General features: G+C 73.0%; 10 protein-coding genes. 2 read left to right on the forward strand and 8 right to left on the reverse strand.

What is annotated here, in order from left to right:
* Nucleotides 1-171: 171 nt before the first annotated feature.
* The 4 genes from P5G50_RS08195 to P5G50_RS08210 all read right to left on the reverse strand — a co-directional run bounded on the left by P5G50_RS08195 (nucleotide 172) and on the right by P5G50_RS08210 (nucleotide 4518).
* Nucleotides 172-1737 (reverse strand): DUF2142 domain-containing protein, encoded by a 1566-nt coding sequence (locus P5G50_RS08195; protein ID WP_301211061.1) that lies wholly within the window; start codon nucleotides 1735-1737, stop codon nucleotides 172-174.
* 5 nt (nucleotides 1738-1742) lie between these two features.
* Nucleotides 1743-2120, reverse strand: a complete 378-nt coding sequence (locus P5G50_RS08200; protein WP_301211058.1) for a DUF2304 domain-containing protein — start codon at nucleotides 2118-2120, stop codon at nucleotides 1743-1745.
* Nucleotides 2120-2854: a glycosyltransferase family 2 protein gene (locus P5G50_RS08205; protein WP_301211057.1), complete on the reverse strand. Its 735-nt coding sequence runs from the start codon at nucleotides 2852-2854 to the stop codon at nucleotides 2120-2122. The genes P5G50_RS08200 and P5G50_RS08205 overlap by 1 nt, the downstream gene beginning before the upstream one ends.
* A gap of 68 nt (nucleotides 2855-2922) precedes the next feature.
* Complete coding sequence (locus P5G50_RS08210) at nucleotides 2923-4518, reverse strand: DUF2142 domain-containing protein (protein WP_301211054.1); 1596 nt, start codon at nucleotides 4516-4518, stop codon at nucleotides 2923-2925.
* Nucleotides 4519-4594: 76 nt separating this feature from the next.
* On the opposite strand from P5G50_RS08210, the gene P5G50_RS08215 reads away from it, so the two are divergent.
* Nucleotides 4595-6520 carry a hypothetical protein gene (locus tag P5G50_RS08215; protein WP_301211052.1) on the forward strand — a complete coding sequence of 642 codons (1926 nt, stop codon included), beginning with the start codon at nucleotides 4595-4597 and terminating at the stop codon, nucleotides 6518-6520.
* A 38-nt stretch (nucleotides 6521-6558) separates the two neighbouring features.
* Here the strand turns inward: P5G50_RS08215 and P5G50_RS08220 are convergent, their stop codons facing one another.
* Nucleotides 6559-7446, reverse strand: a complete 888-nt coding sequence (locus P5G50_RS08220; protein ID WP_301211050.1) for a glycosyltransferase family 2 protein — start codon at nucleotides 7444-7446, stop codon at nucleotides 6559-6561.
* 46 nt (nucleotides 7447-7492) lie between these two features.
* Between P5G50_RS08220 and P5G50_RS08225 the strand changes: the two genes are divergently transcribed.
* Nucleotides 7493-8908 carry a lipopolysaccharide biosynthesis protein gene (locus tag P5G50_RS08225; protein WP_301211049.1) on the forward strand — a complete coding sequence of 472 codons (1416 nt, stop codon included), beginning with the start codon at nucleotides 7493-7495 and terminating at the stop codon, nucleotides 8906-8908.
* On the opposite strand, the gene P5G50_RS08230 is transcribed toward P5G50_RS08225, so the two are convergent.
* Genes P5G50_RS08230 through manA form a run of 3 tightly spaced genes read right to left on the reverse strand, consistent with a single transcriptional unit; the run spans nucleotide 8850 to nucleotide 12692 of the window.
* Complete coding sequence (locus P5G50_RS08230) at nucleotides 8850-10139, reverse strand: O-antigen ligase family protein (RefSeq protein WP_301211048.1); 1290 nt, start codon at nucleotides 10137-10139, stop codon at nucleotides 8850-8852. The two genes, P5G50_RS08225 and P5G50_RS08230, sit on opposite strands and share 59 nt — an antisense overlap.
* A gap of 10 nt (nucleotides 10140-10149) precedes the next feature.
* Nucleotides 10150-11481 (reverse strand): O-antigen ligase family protein, encoded by a 1332-nt coding sequence (locus P5G50_RS08235; protein ID WP_301211046.1) that lies wholly within the window; start codon nucleotides 11479-11481, stop codon nucleotides 10150-10152.
* Nucleotides 11478-12692, reverse strand: coding sequence for a mannose-6-phosphate isomerase, class I (gene manA, locus P5G50_RS08240; RefSeq protein WP_301211045.1), 1215 nt, complete (start codon nucleotides 12690-12692; stop codon nucleotides 11478-11480). Before manA ends, P5G50_RS08235 begins: the two co-directional genes overlap by 4 nt.
* Nucleotides 12693-12760: the final 68 nt, after the last annotated feature.

Genomic DNA, 12760 nt, shown 5'->3' on the forward strand with positions numbered 1-12760 from the left:
CGGGGGGGCCGGCGCGGTCGCCGACTCGTCGACGGCCGTCACCGGAGCAGCCGTGCAGGGGCCGGCGACACCGCGGTCAGGGGCCTCGAGCCGCGCTCACAGCGGGCACAAACGTCGTGCATAGCCGCAACCCTAGTGGGTCGAGGGAAAAATGCATGTAATTCGGACCCGTCAGGGCTGTTGTGTCTGCGCCTTCGGTGGTACGTCCCCGACCGCGGTCTCCGGCGCAGGAGCCGCGACCGTCGCCTCCGACCTCCGCAGCGCCCTGATCGCCAGCCAGGCGCCGGCGGCTGTCGTCGCGGCCGCGAGCGCGAGCCAGAGCAGGGTCCCGCCGGGAGGGCTCCACGGCGGGGCGCCGAGCAGGAAGACCTTGAGCGAGCCGTCCTCGCCGACCGCGTAGCGGCGCAGCGTGTTCTCGAAGGAGTAGAACTGCGACGCCGCGATCGCGACGACCACGATGGCCGTGAGCCGCCGCCACCACGATGCGGCCGCGTCGGGGCGCACCACCTCGCCCAGCACGACGGCGAGGCCGATGACGAGGCAGAGGAACAGCGGCATCGCGTACCGGCCCTGCCAGATGATGCCGCCGCCGGTGATGTAGGCGGCCTGCAGCACGGGCGGCAGCACGACGAACAGTCCCAGCACGGCGGCGGCGAAAGCGAGGCGGCGCCCGCGCAGCAGCGTGAAGGCGGCGAGCAGCAGCGCGCCGACGAGCGCCGCCCAGACGAAGAACACCTCGGGCGGTGCGGGCGTGTCGAGCCAGCCGAACAGGCCGACCACGCCGTGCGCGTACTCGATCGTCCGGACGAGCGTCACCCAGAAGCCGCTCAGCGGGTTGGTGCCCGTCCCCGGGTAGCTCTGCGGCGTCGACTCCGGGTTCTCGACGGAGTTGAGGAGCGAGTTGCTGCCGAAGGTCCAGCCCGCGGCCGCGATCGTGGCGACCACGACGACGGCCGCGGCGATCCACGTGCTGCGGCGCCGGAACAGCTCGGCGAAGCGGTCGCGGCCCGCGAGGATCAGGGGCAGGGCGATGGCGAGCAGCACCCAGAGCGGCGACAGGCCGCGCGTGTTCACGGCGACCGCTCCGGCCACCGCGACGAGGGCCGCACGGCGCGGCAGGCGGGCGGGATCGGGGTCGAGGACCGCGGCGATCATCGCGGCGAACACGGCCAGGGTGGTGGTCGCCTCCAGGCCGTTGGGGTTCACCGAGCCGCCCAGGAACAGGAGCGCCGGGGTGACCCCGACGGCGAAGCCGAGCACGACCGCTCGGCGCTGGGGCAGCCTCCACAGCACCGCGAAGGCCAGCGCGGCGAACAGCGACGTGAGCAGCGCACCGACCACCCGCATGGCGTAGATGCCGGAGTCGTCATGGAGCAGGAGGGTCGGCCAGCCGACCGCGAGGTAGAACACCGGGTTGTAGAGTCCTGCCGTGGTCGCCGCCGTGGTGGTGTCGTCGTCCTGCGGGGCCCCCGCCGCGGCGGGGCAGTCGGCGCTCAGCTCGGGGTGGAAGGCGAAGCAGGTCGTCTGCTGCGTCCGCGCGACGTACCCGGGCACGCTGACGAGGTGACCGTCGGGGGAGGGCGTTCCCACCCACTCGCCGCGGGCGACGCTGGCGGCGCGCACCAGGTGGGCGGGCTCGTCGGGCGAGGCGCTGATCGGGGTCGCGAAGGCCCAGCAGACGGACAGCATCGCCAGCAGCGCCCACACCGCGAGGAACGGGCGCATCCCCCCTGACACGCGGGCTACTCCTTCTCGCGGGTGAGCTGCGCGACCCGCTCCTCGAGCTGCGAGATGCGCAGCTCCTGCAGGGCACTGCGCTCGGCGAGCGTGCGCGACTTGCTCTCGAGGGTCGTCAGCTCGGAGCTGTGCTGGATGCAGACCAGGAACAGCACGGCGATGCTGACGAAGAAGACGAGGTTCACCGGAGCCCCGACGCCGATCAGGCGGGCGAACCAGTCCAGAATGACCGGGAAGACCCCGACCAGCAGGGCCAGCGTCCCGGCGATGATCCACCAGATGGCGTGGCGCTCGCGCATGCGGCCGCGGCGCAGCATCTCGATGACCACGCCGAGCGTGAGCAGTGCGGCGAGGATGCCGAAGATGTAGCTGGTGATGGACATCAGGCGGTCGCCGTCTCCTTCAGAGCCGTTCGGGGGCGCATCAGCGCGACCAGCAGGGCGACGAAGGCCCTGGCCAGATACACCGCGGCCTTGATCGGGTTGTGCGAGGGCTGGCCGGCGGCGCGCGGGCGCATCGTCACGGGCACCTGGGTGACCTTCAGGCCCGCGCGGGCGGCGATCACGAGCGCCTCGACCGTGTCGCCGAGGTACTCGGCGGGGAACGAGTGGGCGAACAGCGCGACCGCCTTCGGTCCGTTGGCCTTGAAGCCGCTCGTCGTGTCTTTGAGAGGAGACTGGACGACGCGGCTGAGCACCCGAGACAGCACGGTCATCGCCCAGCGGCGCGGGCCCTTCACCTCGTAGTCGCCCTGGCCGGAGAACCGCGCACCGATCACGAGGTCGGCCTCGTCGAGGGCCGCCAGGAGGCTCGGAACGCCGTCCGGGTCGTGCTGTCCGTCGGCGTCGACCTGCACGACGACGGGGAAGCCGTTCTCCTTCGCGTACTGGAAGCCCAGCCGCATCGCCCCGCCGACGCCCATGTTGAACGGCATGGAGGCGACGCGTGCCCCGGCCGCCTTGGCGACCTCGGCTGTGCGGTCGAGAGAGCCGTCGTCGACGACGAGCACGGTGATGCCGGGCAGCTTCGCCTCGACCTCTGCGACGACGGCGGCGACCGACTCCTCCTCGTTGAAGGCCGGCATCACGACGAGCGTGTCGGAGAGAGAGAAGGGCATGGCAGTCACGGTACTAGATCGGGGGCGGCGGGCGGGGGTGGCGGGCTCGGGCGGGCTCCGTCGGTCGACTATTCTCGCACGGACCCCTGAACGGAGGGCACGCCCAGGCCGCCCTGCGCGCCGCCACGCAGCCCGCCGCGCACGGCCCGGTCGACCAGGACAGCGCCCGCGGCGGCGGCCAGGACGGCGACCAGGGTGACGGGGAACCAGCCGCCCGGCGGCTGCCAGAGCGGCGCCCTGACGAGGTCGAGCCACGTCGTCGTCGCCGTCATGCCGGTGACGTACCGGCGCAGCATCCAGAGGAAGGCGCCCGCCTGGCCGACGGCGAGCAGCACGATCATGACGCGCACGAGGAGCGCGGTGCGGCGGTCCTCCCCGGGCTCGCGGAGCGCGCGGTCGAGGCCGATCCCGGCGAGCACGAGCAGCATGACGGCGGGTGCGAGGGTGTAGCGCCCCTGCCAGATGAAACCGGCGACCTGGACCACGGCCGCTTGCGAGAACGGCGGCACGAGCACGATCGCGAGCCCGATCAGGAGGGCGGCGATGCGCAGCCGCACAGGGCCCAGGGTCACGCCGACGAGCAGCAGTCCGCCGCCGACGCACGCCCACACGGCGACGGAGACCGCCGGGACCGGGATCTCCATCCAGCCGAACTGCGCGATCCACCCGTTCATGAACGAGACGGTCTGGTCGGCCGCCCAGGAGAAGCCCTCGAACCAGGTACTGCCCGCGCCGGTCGGCTGATACGCGGGGGTGAGCGGGCGGGGGCGCAGGTAGAACAGCGCGACGGCGGCGCCCACGACGCCGATCACGGCGACGGCCACCCAGGCGGGCCACCAGCGGAAGACGCGGCGGAGGACGGCACGGTCCGACAGCAGGAGCGCCGCGACCAGCGCGAGCAGCAGCCACAGCAGCGCGATCATCCGGGTGTTGACGAGCAGGAGGCTGACCACGGCGATCCCCGCGACCCGCCACGCCAGCACGGAACGGGGGGTCTGCGCCGAGAAGGTCGCCACCAGGAGCGAGAAGACCGCGACCGTGGCCGCCACCTCCAGCCCGTTCGGGTTGACCGTGCCGCTCAGGAACAGGGTCATCGGCGTGACGCCCGCCGCCAGCGCCAGCGTCGCCCAGCGGAACCGGGGGAGGCCGCGCAGCGCCACGAAGGCGAGCGCCAGCAGCGCGGAGCAGAGCGCGGCGCTCATCAAGCGCATCGCGTACAGGCCCTTCGCGCCGTCGAGCACGAGCGTCGGCCAGCCGACCGCCAGGGAGAACACCGGCGTGCTCACAGCGGTGGAGGAATGGCCGGTCGCGGGACGGTCCTCTCCGGCGATGGGGGCGACGCAGGCCGGGGTCTGCGTGATGTCCCGCTTGAAGCACGGCATGTGCGACTCGAGCTGGGCGAAGTAGGTGGACACCCGGAGGTCGATGGTGCCGGGGACACTGCGCGAGTCGGGCCCGAACAGCTGGCCGTGAGCCGCTGCGTATGCGCGCATGGCGTGCGCGGGCTCGTCCGGGCTCGCGCCCTGCGGAGTGGCCGTCGAGTAGGCTCCCATGAGCAGGAACAGGACTCCGAACGCCAGCAGGAAGACGCGCCACGGCCCGCTCGCGACGCCCCGGCGGACCCGGTCGGCGGGCTGGGGAGCGGTCGTCGGCTGGTGGCTCATCGGCGGATCGTCTCGCTCGTGGGTCGGTGCTGAACGGGCGGCCGGAGGGCCGCGCGGACTCGTCCGGAAGGGACACGTGGACACTATCAGCCGGGGCTCCACGGGCCGTCGAGGCCGCCGCTCCGAACGGCGCCGCTCCGAGCGCCGCCGCTCCGCCTCCCGCTGGGTCACAGCGGGGGTTCTCGCGGTGCTCGCGGCCGCGGCGGGCTGGCTCGCCCTCTCCGGCGGCACCGTCTGGCCGCTCGCCCTGGTGGCGGCGCTCGCCGTGGCGGCCGGAGTCGCGGGCTGGGCGGGCTGGACGCTCGGCGTCGCCGCCGGTGTCGTCGTCCCGCTGACGGCGGAGTCGTCCGCCGTGCACGTCTTCCCTCCGCTGCGCCTGGGGCTGGTCATCGGCGACGCCGTGCTGCTGCTCGCGGTCGCGGCGGCCGGGCTCGCGCTCCTGCTGCCGGCACGGCGCTTCCGCCTGCCGCGACGCGGCGCGTGGCTCGGGCTGGCGGTCGCCTCGCCGGTCCCGGTCGCGCTCGGCGTCTTCTTCGCCCTCCTGCCGACCGTCCGGGACGGGCATGCGCTCTCCTGGGCCATGCGCAACGACGCCGTGTGGAACCTCGTCACCGCCCGCTTCATCCTGACCGACGACGGACTGGTGCCGGACCTCCACCCCAACCCGTCTCCGCTCACCGCCGTGCTGCTGGCCGCCGGGATGGCGCCCGGCCGGCCCGGTTCGGACGCCCCCGGGCTGCTCCAGCACGACATCGCGGGGATGGCCGGCGTGCTCGCGCTGTCGACCATCGCCGCGGCGCTGCTCGCCGGGCTCGTCGCGGCCCGCATGGTGTCGCCGGCGCACCCGGTGCTGCGCTCGCTGGGAGCCGTGCTGGCCTCCGCGCTGATCGCCTCCTGGTTGGTCGCCGGGTTCACCTTCCAGCTCGGCTTCTACAACGCCATGCCCACCATCGCGTGCCTGCTCGCCTGCTGGCTCGCCTGGCTCGGGTCCGCCAGGCGCCCGGCCGTCGCGATCGCCGTGCTGCTGGTCGGCGCGACCGCTCTGCTCGCGCTCTGGGCCTTCCTCGCGCTGATCCCTGCGGCGCTCGCGGCAGCGGCTGCGCTGCGCTGGCTGGTCGTGAGGGGCGAGCGCCGCCGCGTCCGGATCGGCTGGGGCGGCTGGATCGCCGTCGCGCTCGCCGCTGTGCAGCTCGCGGCCTACGTGCTGCTGTTCTCACTCCCGGATCTCACCAGGGAGGCGGGCGCTCTGTCCCAGGGCGGCACCATGGCGCCCGTGACGCCCGCGTTGCTGTTCGTGCTGCTGGGCATCGGGCTGGCGCTCGCGGGCGCCACCGCGACCCGGCCGGCCGCACGCAGCGAGCTGCTGGGCGTGGCCGCCATCGCCGTCGCCGCGACGGCCGCCTACTTGTACCTGGGCCGGGAGGTGCGGCCCGGCGCCTACGGCTGGGGCTACTACCCGGCGAAGCTCGTCTGGTTCTCCGGCATCCTGCTGCTCGTGGTCGTGCTCGGCCTGGCGCTCGACCGGGTCGCGCGGGTGCCGCTCGGCGTCTGGAGCCGCGTTGCCGCCGTCGCCGGGACCGTCGTCGCGCTCGTCGCCGTCGCGGCGAGCGTGCTGCCGAAGCCGCCCCAGCCCGGCGCGCTCGTGCCGTACCTCGACATCGCAGGCGGCACAGGGGTCGCGTCCGGCGACGACGTGCTCGGCACCCTGTTCGCACTGCCGGACCCGGCCGCCGCGAAGACCATGGTCGTCGGCTACGAGGACTGGCGGGCGGAAGGGTTCCTGAACTCCTGGCTGCTGGGGGCGTCGGCGACCGACGACCGCGACCCCATCCGCGAATACGCCTACTCGCTGAACACGACCGACCGGGAGGCGGTGTGCGACGCGGTGCGCGCCTGGGGCGACGGCGTCGTGATCCGCACCCGCGTCGCCGACCTCGCCCGGCAGCTCCAGGCGCAGTGCCCGGCGGTCCGCGTCACGGTCGTCGTGGGCGCCATCCGCTGATCCGCGCCGAAGAGCGCAGAGCGGGGCTCAGCAGGGGCTCACCACCCGCGGATCAGGTGCCGCGTCAGCGCTCGCGTGCCGGCGCCGTCGCGCTTCAGCAGCGCGCCGGGGAGCTTGGTGGCCGCGTTCAGGCGCGACGACCAGTGCGCTCCGGCGACCCGCGCCGCGCGCCGCCAGCCGTGCTGCAGCAGCCGCCGTTTGATCGCGAGGAAGAACGCGCGCTCCTCGTCGAACCGGGTGCCGTCGCTCGCGGTGAACGACGAGACGCTGGCGGCGTGCCGCCGGTAGCGGAACAGCCGCTCCGGGAGCACCACGAGCGTCCCGCCGTCGAGTGCGATGTCGAGCTGCAGCTTCAGGTCGAGCACGACGTCGAACGCCGGGTCGAAGCCGTGCCGGCGCACGGCCTCCGTCGTCCAGCAGATCGACGGGAAGTACGTCCAGTTGCCGCGCAGCAGGCTGACCGCGAGCCGCTCGCCGGTCAGCTCGACCGGCTCGCGCACGGTCGGTGCGTACCAGCCCTTCACCCGGTCGGCGAGAGGGAGGGAGGGCGTGCCGTCGTCCGCGATCACCGTCACGCCCGGCTGCAGGTACGACGCCTGCGGGTGCCGCGCGATCGCGGCGCGCACGGTCTCCACGTATCCCGGCTCCAGCAGGTCGTCGCAGCCCATGAGCACGAAGTGGTCGGAGCGGACCAGGTCGACCGCCTTCGAGAAGTTGCCGCTCACGCCGAGGTTGACGTCGTTGCGGACGTACTCGATGCGCTCGTCGCCGAGGCCGGAGACCCAGCGGCCCGGCTCGAGGTCGGGGTAGACGTCGTCGATCACCACGAGCCGCCAGTCGGGGTCGGTCTGCGCCCGCACGCTCTCCACGGCGTCGCGGAAGAGCTGCGGGTCGCCGTAGAACGGCATCATGATGTCGATCGTCACTGTGCTGGCCTTCGTGCTCAGGCATTCGTCATAGGGTGGGGCTGCCGTGCGTCGCCCGGCGCCGTCCATCCTTCCATGCGCCCCTCGGAGGCATCCCATCACCGCGTACGAGCCGCTCAACGAGCCGACCCCCGACCTCGAGGCCGCCGGCGTCGACGGCGGTGAGGGCGGGGCGGGGTCCACCCGCAACTCCGTCGTGCTGATCCTCGGCGCGACGGTGATCGCCGGGCTCGCGGGGTACGTCGTGACCTGGCGGGTGTACACGGAGGTCGGAGCGGCCGGCTACGGCGTCTTCTCGGTGTTCTGGTCGGCGCTGTTCCTGGTCGTCGGCATCCTCTTCGGCCTGCAGCAGGAGGCCACGCGGGCGACCGCGGCGACCCAGGTGCGGGCGCGGGAGAACGCGGCGCCGACGAGCACCGGACGAAAGCGCGTCTCCGTGCTGGCCTTCGCAGCCCTCCTCGCCATCGCCGTCGCGGTGGTCGTGATGCTGACCAGCCTGCTGTGGGCCGCGCCGAGCCTGGGGCAGGGCAACCAGGGCCTGTCGTGGTTCGTCGCGGTCGGCTCGGCCTTCAACTGCCTGGTCGCCGCGGCCTCCGGCGTGTTCGCGGGCTCCGGGATGTGGCGGCAGCTCGCCGGGATCGTCGCGCTCGACGGCATCCTCCGCGTCGTGGGCGTGGTCGGCGTGCTCACCTTCTCGCACGACCTCGTGCTGCTGGCGACGGCGGTCATCCTGCCGTTCCCGCTCGCGCTGATCGTCGTCTTCCTGAGCGCGCCGCGGCGCATCCTGGAGAACGCGCGGGTGGCCTTCGGCATCGGCGCGCTGCTGGCCAACACCGGCCGCACGATGCTCGCGGCCTCGGCGACGGCGGTGCTGATCAACGGCTTCCCGCTGGTGCTGTCGTTCTTCTCCGGCCCGCAGAACCACGCCGAGCTCGGCTCGCTGGTGCTGGCCGTCACGCTCACCCGGGCGCCGATCCTGGTGCCGCTGACGGCGCTCTCCAGCTTCCTGGTGAGCAGGTTCGCCCACCACCCGCAGCAGGTCGCACGCACCGTCACGCTGTTGCTCGGCGGGATCGCCGCCGTCATCGTCGTGCTCTGCGGCGCCGCACTGCTGTGGGGCGAGCCGGTGATGTGCTTCGTGTTCGGCGACGAGTTCGACCTGAGCGCCGGTGTGCTGGCGGCGCTGATCGCCTCCTCCGGCCTGATCGGCGCGCTGTTCGTCAGCGGCTCCGCCGTGCTCGCACGCGACGCGCACGGGCTCTACGCCGTCGGGTGGGTGGTCGCGTCGGTGATCACGCTCGCGGTGCTGTTCGTGCCGCTGGAGCTGCCCGTGCGCGCGGCGCTCGCCCTCGCGGCCGGCCCGGCCGTCGGCCTGGTCGTCCACCTGCTCGGGCTGCGGACCGTCAGACCAGCTCGCGGTGCGGCAGCCGGAGCCGCCAGCTCATCCCCTGCGACGCCTTGACCGTGCAGATCACCAGCAGCATCCAGCCCGACTCCACCAGGATCGAGCTCTCGAAGACGCTGGTCACGAGCAGCGCGACGAGCACCAGCGGCGCCCACGCGTAGACGACGCTGCGGCGGTTGGAGGCGAGCAGCCACGACCGGCTGAACGCCAGCGCGATCAGCGCCACGAAGAGCAGCACGCCGATGATGCCGGTCTGCAGGTAGACGTCGAGGTAGGCGTTGAGCCCATTGGGGTGGAAGACGCCTGTCGTCGCCTGGATCGCCGTGAACGGGTACAGCTCGGTCGGCCACGCGCCCACCCAACCCCAGCCGATGGTCTGGTTCACCGGGATGAGCTCCCAGATCTGGATCCACAGCTTGTACCGCACCTGGAAGTCGGCGCGCGCGTTGAGCAGGTCGATCACGCGCGTGCGGTAGATGTACGCGATCACCAGCACCGCGACCGTGAGCACCGCGAGCCCCCACTGCCAGTACGTGCGCTGATGGGCGGGCACCTTGCGCAGCCCGTACAGCGCGAGCGTCGCGAGCCCGACGACGACCGACACGGCCGCGATGACGGGGGAGTGGGCGAGCAGGATGCAGAGCGCGGCGAGCGTGATCGAGAACGCCGCGACCGGTGGCCGGACCGAGCGCGTTCGCAGCTCGACCAGGAAGGTCACGAAGGCGATCAGCGCGACGATGCTGAGCTGGTTGCGGCTTCCGAACAGGCCCTGGATCGGGCCGCCCTGCGCGAGGTTGCCGAGGATGCCGAGGAAGCGGATCGGGAGGTCGAGCAGCAGGCCGCTCAGCACCTCCAGCGCCAGGGAGACGGTGAGCAGGAACCGCAGCGCGTCGCCGACGACGCGCACGATCTGGATGGCGTCGCGCACGAGGGCGATGTACACCGCGAGGAAGGCGAAGATCAGCTGGTAGATGACCCCCGCCAGCGTCGCCCACTGGTACTGGCTCCACAGCAGGGTCAGCGCGCACCAGCCGACGAACAGCAGCGCGGAGATGGGCAGCAGACCGTGCCACTCGATCAGCTTCCACTGCGCGGCGAACGAGAACCCGGCCAGCACGACCAGCACGGCGAGGGCGCCGATCAGTCCCGGCCAGCCGACGAGGGCGCGGATGGCGTGCGTCGAGAAGCCGACGCCCACGGCGACGAGCGCGAGCGCCGAGTTGAACCGGGCCGATCCGAGGAACTCGGTCACCGCGGCGGGGACCAGGGTTCGGCGGGACGAGTCCATACCTGGAATCCTACGGCGCTGCCTGCTTGGTCTTGACGGCGAGCAGCACCAGCAGCGCCCAGCCGCCCTCGAGCAGCAGCCGGCTCTCGGCGAAGCTCTGGGCTAGCAGGGCGGCGAGCAGGAGGATCGGCAGCAGCGTCAGCGCGGTGTACGGCGGGTGGTCTGTCGCCGTGAAGCGGGGCCGGTCGACGGCGGTGAACCACGACCTCCACAGCGTCCCGAGCACGAGCAGCACGAACACGACGAGCCCGATCCAGCCGAGCTGCAGCCAGACGTCGAGCCAGGCGTTGTGCGCCTGCAGGTACTCGACGCCGTTGCGCACCGCGAGACCCTCGAACGGCGGGGTCCACGGCACCCAGTAGCTGATCCAGCCCCAGCCCGCCACCGGCCGCTGCTGCGCGAGGCCGATCACCTTGTCCCAGATGTCGAGCCGGCCGGTGAGGTCCTCGCTCTTGCCGAACAGGGCGGGGAGGCGGGAGGCGAAGACCGAGACGAGCACGACGCCTGCGACGAGCACGGCTGCGGCGGTCAGGTACACCGGGCGGCGGCGCTCGGGCCCGACGCGCCTGGTCCAGAGCGCGAAGCCGAGCGCGACGGCGGTGACCAGCCCGGCCACGATGACGGTGGAGGAGCGGGTGAGCGCCAGCGTGAGCGCGGCCACCACGATCCACACGATCCCCGGCACGCGCCGCACCGTGCGATCGGCGGCCTGGAGGGAGAAGACGATCAGCGCCAGCAGCGCGATCATGGCGAGCAGGTTGCTGTTGCCGACGATGCCCTGGATCGGGCCGCCGTGGAACAGCAGGTCGCGGCTCCAGTAGAACGCCTGCGGCAGCCTGCCCGACGGGATGGGCTGGGGCGGCGTCAACGGCAGCACAGGCTGCCGCACGAACAGCGCGATGATCAGCTCGAACAGCAGCGACAGCCCGAGGATCCAGCGGAAGGCCCCGCCCAGCGCGCGCAGGATGCCCTGCCAGCTCAGGCAGAGCGCCAGGAACACCGCGCCCGCGGTCGTCGCGAGCTGCGCGAGCACGCCGAGCGCGCTCCAGCCCGGGTAGGCGGACCAGGCGATGGAGACCAGCGCCAGCAGCAGGAACAGCACGAGGGTCCAGGGCGTACGACGCCAGCGGAACGGCGGGCGCGCACGCACGAGCAGCACGACGGTCACGACCGCGAGCAGCCCGGCCAGCACGAAGTAGCCCGGCCAGCTGATCAGGTCGCGCCAGAACTCGCCGGCGAACAGCGTGAACAGCAGGAGGGTCGCGAAGGCGGTCAGCGGCGTGCCGCCGGCGTCCCGGACGGCGCGCACCCGCTCGGAGAGCGCGGTCGTCGGGGTGGTCACCTCGGCAGGATATCCGACGGGGTCGCGCCCGGCCCGCGCCGGTTGGGGGTCGCGACGAACACCGTGCCGGCGCCCGACACGGTGAGCGACCCCTCCTGCTCGGTCACGACCGCCGCCTCGCCGCGCGCCAGCCGCAGCGAGCCGGTGGCGCCGCTCAGTTCGACCTCGCCGTCGGTGCACAGCGCGATCGCGGTGCCGGAGAGGGCGAGCGGAGCCGACGGCACCTCGCCGCCGACCATCGCCTGGGTGAGCGCGAAGTCGGGGACGTCAGGGCGGAACACCTGCACGCCGGGCGCAGGGACCTCCGGCTGCAGCGGCGTCGCCCGGATGGGCGCGAAGTCGAGCACGCCGACCAGCTCCGGCACGTCGATCCGCTTGGGCGTGAGGCCGCCGCGCAGGACGTTGTCGGAGGCGGCCATCAGCTCGATGCCGAGGCCCCGGAGGTAGGCGTGGATGTTGCCGGCCGGCAGGTAGAGCACCTGGCCCGGGTGGAGGCTCGCGCGGTTGAGCAGCAGCGCGAGCACGATGCCGGGGTCGCCGGGGAACGCGTCCGAGAGCATCCGGACCGTGTCGGCGTCGCGGTCCTCCGGGCCGGAGGCGGTCGCGGCCGCCACCACCGCCTCCACGAGCAGCCGGATGTCATCGCCGCCGCCGAGCAGCCGCTCGGTCGCGGAGCGCAGCACGGCGCCGGGCTCGCCGACGAGCGTCGCGGCGAAACCGGTGAGGCGCTCGCGGTGGTCGCCCGTGACCGCCTCGGCGAGGCCTTCGAACGCCGCCCTGCTCTCGGCCGGGTCGCGGAAGCCGCACAGCGCCTCGAACGGGTCGGAGAGCGCGAAGATCAGCTCGGGCTTGTGGAAGGGGTCCTTGTAGTTGCGCTCCGGGGAGTCCGGCGCGAGGCCCGCGGCGTTCTCGCGCTCGAAGCCGGCGCGCGCCTGCTCGGGGGAGGGGTGCGCCTGCAGCGACAGCGGGCCGGCGGCGGCCAGCACCTTCAGCAGATACGGCAGCGAGCCTCCCGTGACCTCCCAGTCGGCCAGGTGCTCGGCGCCGCCGGTCTGGGCGGGGTCGAGGATGCGGGCGGGGGAGCCGGGGTGGGCGCCCAGCCACAGCTCGGCCTCCGGGCGTCCGCTGGGCTCGGTGCCGAGCAGGCCCGCGATGGCGGTGGTGGAGCCCCACGCGTAGTCCCGCGGTGTGTTGCCGATGCGCACAAACATCTCTCGGTGTCCCTTTCGTCCGGTTGGACCAAACTACCAATCGCCTTGGCCGCGGCCCGCGCGGCTGC

The sequence above is a fragment of the Leifsonia williamsii genome (assembly GCF_030433685.1).
GTDB classification, from domain to species: domain Bacteria; phylum Actinomycetota; class Actinomycetes; order Actinomycetales; family Microbacteriaceae; genus Leifsonia; species Leifsonia williamsii.

Coding starts and splice junctions, on each gene's coding strand:
- P5G50_RS08230 (WP_301211048.1), bottom strand. CDS start 10,139: ATGGACTCGTCCCGCCGAACCCTGGTCCCCGCCGCGGTGACCGAGTTC.
- P5G50_RS08210 (WP_301211054.1), bottom strand. CDS start 4,518: ATGAGCCACCAGCCGACGACCGCTCCCCAGCCCGCCGACCGGGTCCGC.
- P5G50_RS08200 (WP_301211058.1), bottom strand. CDS start 2,120: ATGTCCATCACCAGCTACATCTTCGGCATCCTCGCCGCACTGCTCACG.
- P5G50_RS08205 (WP_301211057.1), bottom strand. CDS start 2,854: ATGCCCTTCTCTCTCTCCGACACGCTCGTCGTGATGCCGGCCTTCAAC.
- manA (WP_301211045.1), bottom strand. CDS start 12,692: ATGTTTGTGCGCATCGGCAACACACCGCGGGACTACGCGTGGGGCTCC.